General features: G+C 63.8%; 11 protein-coding genes and 1 pseudogene. 5 read left to right on the forward strand and 7 right to left on the reverse strand.

The window, feature by feature from the left end:
• Positions 1–88: 88 nt before the first annotated feature.
• Positions 89–541 (reverse strand): Lrp/AsnC family transcriptional regulator, encoded by a 453-nt coding sequence (locus tag ACO6VM_RS12575; protein ID WP_110992853.1) that lies wholly within the window; start codon positions 539–541, stop codon positions 89–91.
• A 113-nt stretch (positions 542–654) separates the two neighbouring features.
• Here ACO6VM_RS12575 and ACO6VM_RS12580 point away from each other — a divergent pair, with 113 nt between their 5' ends.
• A complete protein-coding gene (locus ACO6VM_RS12580; protein WP_401059095.1) occupies positions 655–1,269 on the forward strand; it encodes a LysE family translocator in 615 nt (204 codons plus the stop codon).
• Positions 1,270–1,523: 254 nt separating this feature from the next.
• On the opposite strand, the gene alr is transcribed toward ACO6VM_RS12580, so the two are convergent.
• Positions 1,524–2,762, reverse strand: a complete 1,239-nt coding sequence (alr, locus tag ACO6VM_RS12585) for an alanine racemase (protein WP_401059017.1) — start codon at positions 2,760–2,762, stop codon at positions 1,524–1,526.
• 166 nt (positions 2,763–2,928) lie between these two features.
• On the reverse strand, positions 2,929–3,867 hold the full coding sequence (gene ctlX / locus ACO6VM_RS12590; protein WP_401059015.1) for a citrulline utilization hydrolase CtlX: 939 nt from the start codon (positions 3,865–3,867) through the stop codon (positions 2,929–2,931).
• Positions 3,868–4,151: 284 nt separating this feature from the next.
• Between ctlX and ACO6VM_RS12595 the strand changes: the two genes are divergently transcribed.
• The 4 genes and pseudogenes from ACO6VM_RS12595 to ACO6VM_RS12610 all read left to right on the forward strand — a co-directional run bounded on the left by ACO6VM_RS12595 (position 4,152) and on the right by ACO6VM_RS12610 (position 8,302).
• A complete protein-coding gene (locus ACO6VM_RS12595) occupies positions 4,152–4,574 on the forward strand; it encodes an Lrp/AsnC family transcriptional regulator (protein WP_110992856.1) in 423 nt (140 codons plus the stop codon).
• 324 nt (positions 4,575–4,898) lie between these two features.
• Positions 4,899–6,311, forward strand: a complete 1,413-nt coding sequence (locus tag ACO6VM_RS12600; RefSeq protein WP_401059094.1) for an amino acid permease — start codon at positions 4,899–4,901, stop codon at positions 6,309–6,311.
• 203 nt (positions 6,312–6,514) lie between these two features.
• Positions 6,515–7,444, forward strand: a pseudogene (locus tag ACO6VM_RS12605) (cache domain-containing sensor histidine kinase); the annotation flags it as partial.
• 129 nt (positions 7,445–7,573) lie between these two features.
• The gene (locus ACO6VM_RS12610; RefSeq protein WP_422403363.1) at positions 7,574–8,302 is read left to right on the forward strand and encodes a methyl-accepting chemotaxis protein; all 729 of its coding nucleotides are present in this window, start codon (positions 7,574–7,576) and stop codon (positions 8,300–8,302) included.
• A 42-nt stretch (positions 8,303–8,344) separates the two neighbouring features.
• Here ACO6VM_RS12610 and ACO6VM_RS12615 read toward each other — a convergent pair whose 3' ends face one another.
• The 4 genes from ACO6VM_RS12615 to ACO6VM_RS12630 form a co-directional block, all read right to left on the reverse strand.
• Complete coding sequence (locus ACO6VM_RS12615) at positions 8,345–10,198, reverse strand: ABC transporter ATP-binding protein (RefSeq protein ID WP_422403349.1); 1,854 nt, start codon at positions 10,196–10,198, stop codon at positions 8,345–8,347.
• A 342-nt stretch (positions 10,199–10,540) separates the two neighbouring features.
• Entirely contained in the window at positions 10,541–11,287 is a 747-nt protein-coding gene (locus ACO6VM_RS12620) for an enoyl-CoA hydratase-related protein (protein WP_258642000.1), read from the reverse strand.
• Between the two features lie 33 nt (positions 11,288–11,320).
• Positions 11,321–11,926: a cupin domain-containing protein gene (locus tag ACO6VM_RS12625; RefSeq protein WP_110992860.1), complete on the reverse strand. Its 606-nt coding sequence runs from the start codon at positions 11,924–11,926 to the stop codon at positions 11,321–11,323.
• Between the two features lie 45 nt (positions 11,927–11,971).
• Entirely contained in the window at positions 11,972–13,924 is a 1,953-nt protein-coding gene (locus ACO6VM_RS12630; protein WP_422403350.1) for an FAD-dependent oxidoreductase, read from the reverse strand.
• Positions 13,925–14,009 lie beyond the last annotated feature (85 nt).

Here is a 14,009-nt window from a genome sequence, read left to right on the forward strand (position 1 = left end):
AACCCGCTCCCACAGTGGTGGCGGTGTACCTGTGGGAGCGGGTTTACCCGCGAAGAGGCCGGTACAGGCAACCGAAAAACTGAAATGCCTACATCGGCAACAACCGATCCTGGATCACCTCTTTCATCACCAACGTCGAACTCAACCGCTTCACATTGGGAATGCTGGTCAGCTGCTCGTCATACAGCTTCTGGAACGCCGGCAGGTCCTTGGCCACCACATGCAGCAGGTAATCCGGGTCACCGAACAGCCGCTGCGCCTCGACGATCTGCGGTATCTGCGAAACCGCCGCTTCGAAGTCCGCCACCGGCTGGCGGGTAACCTCGCGCAGGGTGACGAACACCAGCGCGGCGAAGTTCAGGCCCAGGGCGCTGGGGGCCAGGCGGGCGTGGTAGCCGAGGATGGCGCCGGACTCTTCCAGCGCCTTGAGCCGGCGGTGGCAGGGCGACAGGCTCAAGCCCACGCGTTCGGCCAGTTCGGTGACCGACAGGCGCCCGTCTTTTTGCAGTTCGGCAAGGATTTTTCGATCGGTTCGGTCCATGAGGGAAGAATCTTCCAGGTTGCTGGCTGAGATGGGGAATATACGAAAGAAAATCCCCGGGCGATATCCGTAATCTTGCTTCCAACGAAACCCCTGTGGAAGGAAGATTCAAAGTGGCCATGAGTGTATTGGCGGCGTTCTGGGCCGTGTCCTTGCTGTTCGTGATCACCCCCGGTGCCGACTGGGCCTATGCCATTTCCGCCGGGATGCGTGGGCGCTGGGTGATGCCGGCGGTGGCGGGGATGCTCTCGGGGCATTTTCTGGTGACGCTGATCGTGGCGGCCGGGGTCGGCAGCCTTATCGCCGGGCACCCGCTGGCGCTGACCCTGCTGACCTTGGCGGGCTGCGTTTACCTGCTGTGGCTGGGCGGCAACCTGCTGCTGCGCCCGGCAGTGCCCGAGGCCGGGGAGGGTGGCGTGACGGACTCCGGGTCGCGCTGGGCGTTCAAGGGTTTCTGTGTAAGCGGCCTCAACCCCAAGGTGTTCCTGCTGTTCCTGGCGCTGTTGCCGCAGTTCACCGACCCGCAGGCGAGCTGGCCGGTGTGGTTGCAGATCCTGCTGCTGGGGCTGGTGCACCTGGCCAGTTCGCTGGTGGTGTACCTGATGGTGGGGTATGGCGCCAAGGCGGTGCTGCGTACTCGGCCGGCGGCGGCACAGATGGTCGGGCGGTTGTCGGGGATGGTGATGATCGTGATTGCGCTGGGGTTGATTGCGGGGCAGTTGCGTTGAGCGTCGGGAGGCGGCTGGCTACCAGGCTCTTTACGAAAAGTATGGTCATCCAACGTTGTGGGAGCGGCGGTGCGCCGATGCGACTTGCCCCGCGATCTGCCGCAACGCGGCAGCAAAGCCTGAGTTTGCGGCATCTTTGACACTGTTTGATATCGGGTACAGGAGTGCTTCGCACTCCATCGCGGGGCAAGCCCGCTCCCACGAAACTCTTCGTACAAAGCCTGGTGCCTACAAGCAGGCGATGCCGCGCGCCGTCACCTGGCTTTCAACACCTTCGGGTTCGAGTTGCCCCAGACCGTGTAGAGGTCGGCCAGCAACGCCCCGTTGATGGTTTCAAGCTCTGCCTGGGTGATCTCGTCAGCCCCTTGCTTGCCGTACAGCACCACTTCATCGCCCGCCTTGACCCCCGGGATATCGGTGACGTCGACCATCAGGGTATTCATGGTGACCTTGCCAATTACCGGCGCGCGCTTGCCATTGATCAGCACCGAAGCCTTGTTGGAGAAAGCCCGACGATAGCCGTCCGAATAGCCTGCGGGAATGTTGGCCACCTGCGAGTCACGGCTCAGGGTGTAGGTGTGGTCGTAGCTGATGCCACTGCCGGCCGGGTAGCTGTTGACCGCTGCCACCTGCGACTTGAACTGCATGACACGCTCGAACTCCTCGTGGCCGCCCACGGGGTAGCCATACAGCGCAGCGCCCGGGCGCACCATGTCCAACCAGCCTTCAGGCACCTCCAGGGTGGTGAAGGTGTTGGCGCAGTGCAGCAGCAGTTTGCTGCGATCGAGCTTGGCCTGCTGGATCAGCAGCGCCGACTGTTCCTTGAATCGGGCAAGGCCCTTGAGCACATCCTCACGTTCCTCCACTGGGAAGTGGGTCATGATGCCGACCACCTCCAGATGCCCGAGGGTAGCCATGGCAACTGCGTCCTTGAGCCCTTGGGGCGTACCCATTTCCACGCCGTTGCGGCCCATGCCGGCGGAGTTGAGTGCCAGGTGCACCTTCAGCCGCTGGCCGCTGCGCTTGGCCAGGGCATCCAGTTGCTGCGCCACTTCCAGGTTGCCGACCAACTCGTCCATGGCATAGGGCAGCGCATCCTGCACCTCGCCCAGGCTGGCGATGCGCAGCCGCATGAGCCGCCCCTTGAAGCCTTTTTCGCGGACCACGCGTGCCTCTTCGTTGCTGGTAACGCCAATGCAGCTGACGCCCATGCGCATGGCCGCTGGCACCAGCAGCGCAATGCCGTTGCCGTAGGCGTCGGCCTTCATGACAGCGCAGACCTGGCTTTTGCCGGCGACGAGTTTCTGGATACGCGCGATGTTGTGCTCGAAGGCAAGCTGGTCGATTTCCAGCCATGCGTTGCTGTGTGCCTGGGTCGCAGCAGTGGGTGCGTCGCTGCGGCCGGTGTCGAGCAAGGGGGCGGCGTGGGCGAAACTTGCGCCGCCGGCGAGCAGCAGGGCGATGGCGATGCGGCTAAGGGCGTGTCGGGTCATGTCGGGGTTTCCGTTCTTGTTGGTAGGGCGGGCTGGCGGTGCTCTCGGCAGCGCAACCCGCCCTCGGAAGTGTCCCGGATAGGCCGCAATGAAACCTGTCGTGATGGGGCTGGGCGGCGACGGATCGAGTCGTTGCAGACGCAATCACGACAGCTCGCGCTGGGCCCTATTGGCGGGGGGAAAGATGAATGCCCGCAATCATGCAGCGCACCGAGCCACCCGCCATTTCGATTGTCGGCACGTCCAGCGGTACCAGCCGCGCCGAGCGCTCTATGCGTTGCCGCTGCTCGGCCGTGAGGCTGTTGCATGCCCGGCGTGACAGCGCAAGAAGCCGCCCATCCCGCCCGGACAGCTCGATGGCGTTGCCCGCGAACTCGTTGATCTGTTGGTTGGTCAGGTCAATCACGTCTCGGCCGGATTCGATCAAGCGCATGCGTACCTCTTCGGCCCGCGCCTTGTTGGTGAAGGTGTCGAACCCCACCAGGGCGAATTCGGTCGCCACGCACATCAGGACGTTGGTGTGGTAGATCGGCGAGCCTTTTTCATCCGCCGTATCGAACACCATCGGCTCGAAATTGAAGTGGGTGCTGAACCGCTCGAGGGCTATCGGGTCGGCGCGGTTCGAGCGTGCGGTGTAGGCAACCCTGGACAAGTGGTCGAACACCATCGCCCCCGTGCCCTCCAGGAACAGTTCGTCTTGCTCCAGGCCCGAGTAGTCGATCACGTCCTGCACCCGGTACTCATGCTTGAGCATCTCGATGACATCGGCCCGGCGCTCGCGGCGACGGTTCTTCGAGTACATCGAGTAGATGGCGACATGGCCACCCGGGTGGGTGGAGAACCAGTTGTTGGGGAACACCGAGTCAGGCGTGTCGTGTTCGCCCAGGTCATCGAACAGGTGAACCCGCACACCCTCGGCCATGAGCCGCTGCGCCGCCTGGGTGACTTCGTCACGCGCCACTTCGGCGAGGGTTGCCGTGGCGATGTCAGGGTTGGCGCTCTGGAAGGCGTTGTCTGCTGCGGTTTCCGGGTTGGGGGTGAAGGCATGTGGGCGGACCATGACCACTGCCGCAGGTGCCTGAATCGAACGTGTTGGAAATGCCATCTGGTAATTACCGGGGTTGAGTGCGTGCAGCAACGTCAGGCTGCGCGTCGGGTTCGTTTGAAAGGAGATATACCCAGGCCACGGATCAAGTCCGAGCGTATCGGGATGTCAATTAAATAGAACACTTGGCAAGTGTGTTTTAACCGCAGGGTGATGCAATATCAGCTGCCGGAAAATTGTGATGAAAGAGGGCGTCAATATGAAGCGTGCAGGTTGCCAGTTTTGAAAGACTTCTACACAATCTGCGCCCCTCGAATGACAATCTGAACAGCCTGGTATTCAACATGGATAATATTGATCGGGCGCTGGTCGCGCTGCTGCGGGACAATGCACGCACGCCAGTCCTGACGCTCGCGAAAAAACTGGGGGTCGCCAGGGCAACGGTGCAGAACAGGATTACCAAGCTGGAAGAACAGGGCGTGATTCTGGGTTACACCATCCGCCTGCGCTCGGATGCTCCCGAGCAAGGGGTAAGGGCCATCACCAGCATCGCCATCAGTGGCCACCATGCTGCCGAGGTCAAGCGTGCGCTACGGGGGCACCCCAATGTGGTCGCCATCCACACCACCAACGGCCGTTGGGACCTGATGGCGGAATTGCGGGCCGACACGCTGGAAGGCTTTGACCGGGTGCTGAACTCCATTCGCTCGATCCCCCATATCGAGAACACTGAAACCAGCATTTTGCTGTCCACGTTCAAAATGTGATCACCCGGCCTGCAGGTTCCGGCCGTGCCACTGGACACTCTGTCAATCGAGGCTGGCACTCTGTATGAAGCGGGGTGCGGTGTGCGCAGTTTGTTATGTTCCGCTTGGCCAGGTCGACTGGCAGAATAAGTCGGCTCAATAGTTGAGAGTTTCAAAAAGCTAGCCAGTCCGGTGAAACTACTCACTGGATTTTTATTGTCGTTTGTGTGGTTTCCCATCCCTGTCTTGCAACTTTCAAGTGCTCAAGAGAACTGTACGTGCGTGCCAGTTTTGCAAGGGTGTGGTTAAAGACCAGGTTTTACCAAAAAGAATAAGAGGTTAATGATGCAACACACCTGTGACGCGCCTGACGCGACAGCAGAAGATGGCCGTGTGCTCAAGCGGCGGCTCGAGAATCGCCACATCCAACTCATCTCGATCAGTGGCGCCATAGGCACCGGCCTGTTCATGGGCTCTGGCAAGATCATCGCGCTGTCGGGCACCTCGATCATCCTGGTGTACGCGATCATCGGCTTTTTCGTTTTCTGCATCATGCGGGCGATGGGCGAGATGCTCCTCGCCAACCTAGAAATGGGCTCGTTCGCCGACCTCGTGCACCACTATCTGGGGCCACGCGCCGGGTACATTCTCAGCTGGTCCTACTGGCTCAGCTGGGTGGTGGCGGCCGTGGGAGATGTGGTTGTGGTGGCGGGCTTCATGCAGTACTGGTACCCCGATCTGCCCACCTGGCTGCCGGCTTTCGCCACGATGTTCCTGCTGTTGGGCCTCAACATGCTCGCGGTCAAGGCGTTCGGCGAGGTCGAGTTCTGGTTCGGGCTGATCAAGGTCGTTGCCATCGTGCTGTTGGTGATCACCGGGCTGGTAATGGTTGCCACTGCCTATACATCGCCAGCGGGCGTGACGGCGTCCTTCAGCCACTTGGTTGCCCCGGGCGTGGTCATGCCCCACGGCATTCTGGGCTTCCTGGCGGGCTTTCAGATCGCGATTTTTTCGTTCGTCGGCACTGAACTGGTCGGCACTGCCGCCGCCGAGGCGAAGAACCCGGAGAAAACCCTGCCCAAGGCCATCAACACCATCCCGGTGCGTATCCTGCTTTTCTACATCGCGGCGCTGGCGTGCATCATCAGTGTGGTGTCATGGGCCAACGTCCCCGCCAATCGCAGCCCGTTCGTCGAGCTGTTCCTGCTGGGCGGGCTTCCGGCCGCTGCCGGCATCATCAACTTTGTCGTGCTCACGTCGGCGGCGTCATCGGCCAACAGTGGCGTGTATTCGGGGTCGCGGATGCTCTACGGCTTGTCCCATCAGCGCCAGGCTCCCTTGGCATTCGGGCGCTTGTCGGGAACCGGCACGCCCGTCCGTGCGCTGATGTTCTCGGGTGTGTGCATGGCCCTGGCCTTGACGCTGCTGTTCGTGATCCCGGAAGTCATGACGGTGTTCACCTTGGTCTCGACCATTTCGGCAGTGATGATCATCGTCACCTGGTCACTGATCCTGATGGCTTACTTTGCCTACCGCCGGCAGAACCCGCAGGCGCACCAGCGATCCACCTTCAAGCTGCCGGGCGGCAAGGCCTGTGCAGCCCTGTCGCAGGTGTTTTTGTTGTTCGTGCTGTGTTTGCTGGCCTTGGAGCCGGATACCCGCACTGCGCTGTATGTCATGCCGTTCTGGTACGCCGGCTTGCTGCTGGCCTACCAGCGTCGCGAAAAAACCAATGCTCGCCAGATGGCGACCCACTAACGACGGCGATTGGCCGGGTGAGCCTTGCGCGGGTTCAAGGGGGATGAATGAACATTAAGCACAAGCTGATGTGGACCTTTGCCGGGATCGCAGTGATACCGATAGGCCTGGTTGCCATGCTGGTTGTCCTCAATCTGCGCAGTGAGGCGCGAGAGAATTTCCTCGACAACAGCACGCGGGAGATTCGCCAGGTAGGCAATGCGATGAGCCTGTTCTTCCAGGGCATCGAGCAGAACGTCAACTACCTGGCCGCGCAACCTTTGGTCACGGCCACGGGCAGTGAGGTCAACAAGTACCTGGGCGCCAGCACCGGCAATGAGCTTGGCGCCCGGGACCAGCAGATTTTCCAGTTCATGACCCATCTGGCGGACGCCCACCCCAGCTATGCCTACGTTTCCTATGGGCTGGCAGACGGTGGTTACGTGGGGTGGCCGGCCGTGAAGGACTTCGCCGACTACGATCCGCGCCAGCGCCCCTGGTATCAGCTGGCGATCGCCAACCCCGGCAAGACCTTGCGCACGGCGCCCTATTACTGGGCCGCCGATGACACCGTGCAGGTCAGCATCGTGCGCGCCGTCGCCAACCCACTGGGCAACCCGGGCGGTGTGGTCAGCATCGACGTATCGCTCAAAGGGCTGACCGAGATCCTCAAGCAGATCAAGCTGGGCGACAGTGGCTACGTGATGCTGGTGGAGAACAACGGCAATGTGATGGTCGACCCCCGGGACGCCAGCCACAACTTCAAACAGCTTGCCAGTTTCGGCGATGGCTACGCCGACCTGGCCAAGGCCGGCAAAGGCCTGCTGGAGGTCGAGATCAATGGCGAGCGCTTCATGGCCAACATCTACCCCGACGAGCAATTGGGCTGGACCTTCATCGGCCTGATCCGCCACGACGAAGTGATGCGCAGCACCTCGCGCCTGAGCTGGCTGATCGGCGCTATCGCGCTGCTGCTGGCTGCAGTGTTCGCCGTGGTCGGTACCGCGTTCGCCAACCTGATCGTACGCCCGATCAACAATGTCAGCCGCGGCCTGGAGGACATCGCCCAGGGCGAGGGCGACCTGACCCGCAACCTGGACATCCGTGGCCGTGACGAAACGGCGCAGTTGGCCAACTGGTTCAACCAGTTCCTCGGTGCCATCCGCAGCCTGATCCAGCACATCGGTGCGGCCGCCGGCAAGATCCTCAGCACCTCTGACAGTTCGACACGTGTTGCCCATGACATGGCCGAGGCTGCCGGGCGCCAGCGTGAAGCGGTGGACATGGTCTCCACCGCCTTCCATGAGATGGTCGCCACCGCCAATGAAGTTGCGCGTTCGTGCAGCCAGGCCGCGCAATCGGCCGACAGCGGTCAGCAGCAGGCCCGTGACGGCCAGCAGCAGATCGACGCCGCAGTGCACAGCGTCGATCGGCTAAGCCAGGAGATCGAGCAGTCGGCCCAGTCGATCCAGCAACTGGAGCGCGACAGCAACGCCATCCAGTCAATCCTCGGCACGATCCGTTCGATTGCCGAGCAGACCAACCTGCTGGCCCTCAATGCGGCGATCGAAGCGGCCCGTGCCGGCGAGCAGGGCAGGGGCTTCGCGGTAGTTGCCGACGAAGTGCGGGCGCTGGCCAAGCGCACCGCCGACTCCACCGCAGAGATCGACGGCTTGCTGGGCAATCTGGCCAACCGTACCGCGCAGGTCGCCGAGCAGATGCACGCCAGCCTGGAAGTCTCGCAGCAGTCGGTCAGTCGCATCGGCCTGGCCCGCGACAGCTTCGGCCAGATCCGCGAGTCGGTGGACGTCATCCGCGACATGAACACGCAAATTGCCACGGCGGCCGAAGAGCAGCACCAGGTGGCCGAGGACATCAACCGGCACATCAGCCAGATTCACGGCGATGCGCAGTTGGTGGCCGAACTTGCCCAGGCGGCGCGCCAGGATTCGCAGAGCCTGGCGGGCTTGTCGAATGAGCTGGATACGCTGGTGCGACGGTTCCGGACCTGATTGATCGGTAGGGGGCGTGCCAATCGCAGCCCCCCGCCAGGCCTACTCCACGCTCTCGACCACCCCTTGGTCCTCGCCCAGGAACCCGCCGCTCTGGTGCTGCCACAGCCGTGCATAGGTGCCGTTCTTGCCCAGCAGTTCGGCATGGGTGCCTTGCTCGACAATGCGCCCCTCGTCCATGACGATCAGCCGATCCATGGCCGCGATGGTGGACAGCCGATGGGCGATGGCGATGACGGTCTTGCCTTGCATCATCTCGTCGAGGCTTTCCTGGATGGCCACTTCGACCTCCGAATCCAGCGCGCTGGTGGCCTCGTCCAGCAGCAGGATCGGGGCGTTCTTGAGCATCACCCGGGCGATGGCCACGCGCTGGCGCTGGCCGCCGGACAGCTTGATGCCGCGCTCACCCACCAGGGTGTCGTAGCCGCTGTGGCCTTGCTTGTCGCTGAGCTGGCTGATGAAACCATCGGCCTGGGCATTGGCGGCGGCGCTGCGGATCTGCGCATCAGTCGCGTCGGGGCGGCCATAGGCGATGTTGTCGCGGATGGAGCGGTGCAGCAGCGAGGTGTCCTGGGTGACCATGCCGATGGCGCTGCGCAGGCTGTCCTGGGTGACCTCGGCGATGTCCTGCCCGTCGATGCGGATCGTGCCGCTGTTGACGTCGTAGAAGCGCAGCAGCAGGTTGATCAGCGTCGACTTGCCGGCACCCGAGCGGCCCACCAGCCCGACTTTTTCGCCGGGGCGGATGTGCAGGGTGAGGTCGTCGAGCACCTGGCGTTCGCCGCCATAGTTGAAGCTCACCTTGTCGAAGGTCACTGCGCCGCCGCGGGTCTGCAGCACGCCAGCGTTGGGCGCATCCTGCACCTTGGGGCCGCGGGTGAGGGTGGCCATGCCGTCCTGCACGGTGCCGATGCTCTCGAACAGCGAGGTCATCTGCCACATGATCCAGTGCGACATGCCATTGATGCGCAGTGCCATGGCGGTGATCGCTGCCACGGCGCCAGCGCCGACCTGGCCCTGGTGCCACAGCCACAGCGCATAGCCGCCGGCACCGAGAATCAGGGCGACCACCAGCGCCTGGTTGACGATCTCGAACTGGCTGACCAGGCGCATCTGGCGAAAGCCGGTGAGCTTGAAGTCTTCCATGGCCGCGCGGGCGAAGTGCGCTTCGCGCTTGGAATGGGAGAACAGCTTCACGGTGGTGATGTTGGTGTAGGCATCGGAGATGCGCCCGGTCATCGACGAGCGCGCATTGGCCTGCTCCTGGCCGACTTGGCCCAGGCGCGGCACGAAGTACAGCATCGCCAGCCCGAACAGCACCAGCCAGGCCATGAACGGCAGCATCAGCTGCAGGGCGAAACCGCCGGCCAGGGCGATGATCGCGATGAAGTACACGCCGATGCCGGGAATGATCTCGATGAAGGTGAACAGCACTTCGCGCACCGCCAGCGCGGTCTGCATCACCTTGGTGGTGACCCGGCCCGAGAATTCATCGGAGAAGAACGACAGGCTCTGGCGCAGCATCAGGCGGTGGAAGTCCCAGCGCAGGCGCAGCGGCAGGTTGATCGCCAGCACCTGGTGTTGCATCAGGGTGCGCAGCGCCACCAGCCCGATACTGGCCAGCAGCACCAGGCCGATGCCCCACAGCACGCGGCTTTCTTCACCGCTTGCGGCGGTGCCCGCCTGCCAGGCCGGGAGCAGGTCGACCACCTGGCCGAGGAAGGAGAACAACCAGGCTTCGTAGATCGATACGCCGGCACTGAACAGCGCAAGGGCGAGGATGTAGCCGCGCGCGCCGCGGGTGCAGGCCCATAGGAAACGCAGCAGCCCCACCGGTGGCGGCGGGACTTCATCGGGTGGGAAGGGGTCTAGCCATCGCTCGAACACACGCAGCATTCAGGTCTCCGAAAAGGTACGTCTGGTTTGTTTTTGACACGGGGGCGCCATGCCGCCCTTGCTTGCATTGCTTGAGGTCAGCGTGGCCAGATGGCGGCAACTGTCTTGCTCGCCATTCCAACAACTGCGCGATCCCTGTGGGAGCGGGTTCACCCGCGAACACGGGCGTAGCCCGTGCCAGGCACCGAGGTGTCATCTTCGCGGGTAAACCCGCTCCCACAGGCAGAGTGCAGGTCTTGAGCCCCGCGATTTCTGTTTTTACGCTGAAATCCTGGGGCCGCGCTGCAGCCCTTTCGCGACACAAGGCCGCTCCTACAGGGGAGGTGCAAATTCATTGTGTGGTCATCCTTTGACCATCGCCCGCAACGCCGCTTTCGCCTCGGGCGTCTGCAGGCGGGCGATGAACGCCAGGCCTTCGCGCTCAACCGTCGCCGCCAGTTCCTGGCGATGGGCATCCTTGAGCAATTGCTTGCTGATGCGAAGGGCATCGCTGGGCAGGCGCTGCAGGCGTCGGGCCAGTTTCACGGCGGCGGCCTGGCACTGTGCGCCGTCCTCCAACAGCTCGGTCGCCAGCCCCCATTGCACGGCCTGCTCGCCACTGAGCAACTGGCTGCACAGCAACACCTGCGCGGCCCGCGCGTGCCCCAGCAGGCGTGGCAGCAGCAGGCTGGCGCCGAACTCCGGGCATACGCCCAGCGGCACGAACGGTGTGCGCAGCTTGGTATCGCGGGTAACCAACACCTGGTCGCAATGCAGCAGCAGGGTGGTGCCGATACCGATCGCCGGGCCGGCAACCGCCGCGATCAGCGGCTTGTCCAGCGCCAGCACCGCCCACATCATGCGGAACACCGGGCTGTTCAGGTCGGTGGGCGGCTGGTCGAGAAAGTCCGGCAGGTCGTTGCCGGCGGTGAAGCACTCGGCGCTGCCGGTCAACACGATCACCTCGACCTGCGGGTCGTCGTTGGCCGCCTCGAACAACTCGGCCAGCCGGGTGTACATGGCGTTGGTCAGCGCATTGAGCTTGTCCGGGCGGTTCAGGCGCAGGGTCAGCAGGCCTTCGTCGAGTTCGTGCAGGATCAGGTCGGTCATGGGGCGGCACCTTGTGTTGTTCTTGTGCTGGGCTCAGAAAGTCGGCGGGGTGATCACCCAGATCACCACCGCATCGACGTCGCCAGGGTTGCCGTAACGGTGCGGCTCCTGGCTGGAAAAACTGAAGCTGTCGCCTTCGCTCAGCTGGAAGTGACGTTCGCCTACCCACAGCTCGAAGGTCCCGCACAGCAGGTAGCCGGCCTCTTCGCCGTCATGGCTGTAGCTTTGCTCGCTGTAGGTGCCCGGGGGGAAGCGCGAATGCAGCATTTCCAGCTCGCGGCTGGGCTGCGGGGTGAGCAGCTGGTCGACGATGCCGTCTTCGTAATGCACGCTCAACCGGCTGTTCCTGCGCACCACATAGCCCTCATCTTCCGGGGCAGTGACCGCTTCGCTGGCAAAGAACCACTGGATGGTCACGCCCAGGGTGCGGGCGATGTTGAACAGCGCCGGGATCGACGGGTAGGACAGGTTGCGCTCCAGCTGGCTGATGTAGCCGGCGGTCAGCCCGCTCTGTTCGGCCAGCTCGGCCAGGGTCATGCCGCGGCGCTTGCGCAGGCCGCGGATGCGGGTGCCGAGGAACTGCGGCGCGGGGCTGCCGTCCTCGGCAGGTGGCGGCGCTTTGGCAATGTGGCGATTCATGGCGGTTTCCAGTCGGCCCTGCAAAGTCCCGGAGTATAAACAGGCTCACAAGGCGGCGGCGACCTTCAACCCTTCATGGATTGCTTCCTCGGCGGTGCGCGGGGCCAGGCAGTCGCCGATGCGCTGCACCTGGGTGAGGTCCTTGATCTGCTCGGCCAGGGTGTCGACCGGCTGATGGCCCTGGCACAGCACCAGGGTGTCGATGCCTTCGAAGATCATCGCCTCGCCGCTGGCGGTGTGCTGCAGGTAGACGCTGTTGTCGTCGCAGCCATACAGGCGGGCATAAGGCGTGATCGGGATGCCCAGCTTGTGCAGCTCGCCGGCCAGTTGGTCGCGCACGTACAGCGGCAGGCTCTCGCCGCAATGGGTGCCGTTGACCGCCAGCTGCACCTGGTGCCCGGCGCGCACCAGGCGCTCGGCGATGCCGGGGCCGATCCAGTCACAGCGCCAGTCCACCACCAGTACCGAACGGCCGAGCTTCACTTGGTCGCGCAGCACTTGCCAGGCATCGACCACCTGCAGCTCGCCGCCACGCTCGAACGCTGGCCAGTAGGGCTCGGCACCGGTGGCGACGATCACCGCGTCCGGGCGTTCGCGCTCGACCAGGTCGCGGTCGACGCGGGTATTGCGCACCACTTCGACCCCGGCCAGTTGCATCTCCCGTTGCAGGTTGGTGCTGGCGCCGCCGAACTCGCTGCGCCGGGGCAGCAACTGCGCCAGCAGCACCTGGCCGCCCAGTTGCGCGCTGGCTTCATACAGCGTCACCTGGTGCCCGCGTGCCGCCGCCACGGCGGCGGCCTTCATGCCGGCGGGGCCGCCACCCACCACCATGACCCGCTTGCGCACGGTGGCCGGGGGCAGGTGGCCGTACTGCTGTTCGCGCCCGGTTTCCGGGTGCTGGATGCAGGAGATCGGCAGCCCGCGATGGAAGTGGCCGATGCAGGCCTGGTTGCAGGCGATGCAGGCGCGCACGTCCTCGGCGCGGCCGCTGTCGGTCTTGTTCGGCATCTGTGGGTCGCAGATCAGCGCGCGGGTCATGCCGCATACATCGGCCTGGCCACGGGCAAGGATCAGTTCGGCTTCCTGGGGCTGGTTGATCCGGCCGGTGACGAACAGCGGTATCTGCAGGCGCGACTTGAAGGTGCCGGCTTCACGGGCCAGGTACGCCGCCTCGATGGCCATCGGCGGGACGATATGGATGGCGCCGCCCAGCGAGGCGGAGCTGCCGGCGACGATGTGCACGTAGTCCAGGCTCGCCTGCAGGGCCTGCACGGCGGCCAACGATTCGTCTTCGGTAAGGCCCTCGGCATCGCGTTCGTCGGCGCTGATGCGCAGGCCGACGATGAACTGCTCGTCGGTGGCGGCGCGTACGGCGGCAAGGATCTCGCGCAAAAAGCGCAGGCGCTGTTCCAGGCCGCCGTTGTAACCGTCGCTGCGGCGGTTGACCCGGGGGTTGATGAACTGCGCGGGCAGGTAGCCGTGGCTGGCGACCACTTCGACACCGTCGATGCCGGCCTGATGCAGACGCCGCGCCGCAGCCGCGTAGCCGGCGACGATCTCGTCGATCATCAACTGGTCGAGCTCGCGCGGCATCACCCGGAAGCGCTCGTTGGGCACGGCGGAGGCGCTATAGGCGACCGCCAGCAGGCCGTCGGCGGACTCCATGATTTCGCGGCCCGGGTGGAAGATCTGCGACAGCACCACGGTGCCCTGGGCGTGGCACACCTCGGCCAGGCGCCGGTAGCCGTCGATGCAGGCATCGTCGGTGGCCATCAGCACATGGGAGGTGTAGCGGGCGCTGTCATGCACCCCGGCCACCTGCAGCACGATCAGCCCGACACCGCCCTCGGCACGGGCTTTGTGATAGGCGATCAGCCGCTCGTTGACCAGGTTGTCGGTGGGCATTGAGGTGTCGTGTCCGCTGGACATGATGCGGTTCTTCAGGCGCTTGCCACGGAGCTGCAGCGGTTCGAATAGGTGCGTGAAGGCGGTCGACATACGGGCAGGCTCCAGCGGGGTGTTGTTGTTTTTTCTTATAAAAGTGTACCCATAGTAAAAAATCAACTTGTTTTTTTACTGGTCG

It is taken from the genome of Pseudomonas sp. GZD-209 (assembly GCF_049310485.1).
GTDB lineage: Bacteria > Pseudomonadota > Gammaproteobacteria > Pseudomonadales > Pseudomonadaceae > Aquipseudomonas > Aquipseudomonas sichuanensis.

Coding starts and splice junctions, on each gene's coding strand:
- ACO6VM_RS12575 (WP_110992853.1), bottom strand. CDS start 541: ATGGACCGAACCGATCGAAAAATCCTTGCCGAACTGCAAAAAGACGGG.
- alr (WP_401059017.1), bottom strand. CDS start 2,762: ATGACCCGACACGCCCTTAGCCGCATCGCCATCGCCCTGCTGCTCGCC.
- ctlX (WP_401059015.1), bottom strand. CDS start 3,867: ATGGCATTTCCAACACGTTCGATTCAGGCACCTGCGGCAGTGGTCATG.
- ACO6VM_RS12595 (WP_110992856.1), top strand. CDS start 4,152: ATGGATAATATTGATCGGGCGCTGGTCGCGCTGCTGCGGGACAATGCA.
- ACO6VM_RS12600 (WP_401059094.1), top strand. CDS start 4,899: ATGCAACACACCTGTGACGCGCCTGACGCGACAGCAGAAGATGGCCGT.
- ACO6VM_RS12610 (WP_422403363.1), top strand. CDS start 7,574: ATGGTCTCCACCGCCTTCCATGAGATGGTCGCCACCGCCAATGAAGTT.
- ACO6VM_RS12615 (WP_422403349.1), bottom strand. CDS start 10,198: ATGCTGCGTGTGTTCGAGCGATGGCTAGACCCCTTCCCACCCGATGAA.
- ACO6VM_RS12620 (WP_258642000.1), bottom strand. CDS start 11,287: ATGACCGACCTGATCCTGCACGAACTCGACGAAGGCCTGCTGACCCTG.
- ACO6VM_RS12625 (WP_110992860.1), bottom strand. CDS start 11,926: ATGAATCGCCACATTGCCAAAGCGCCGCCACCTGCCGAGGACGGCAGC.
- ACO6VM_RS12630 (WP_422403350.1), bottom strand. CDS start 13,924: ATGTCGACCGCCTTCACGCACCTATTCGAACCGCTGCAGCTCCGTGGC.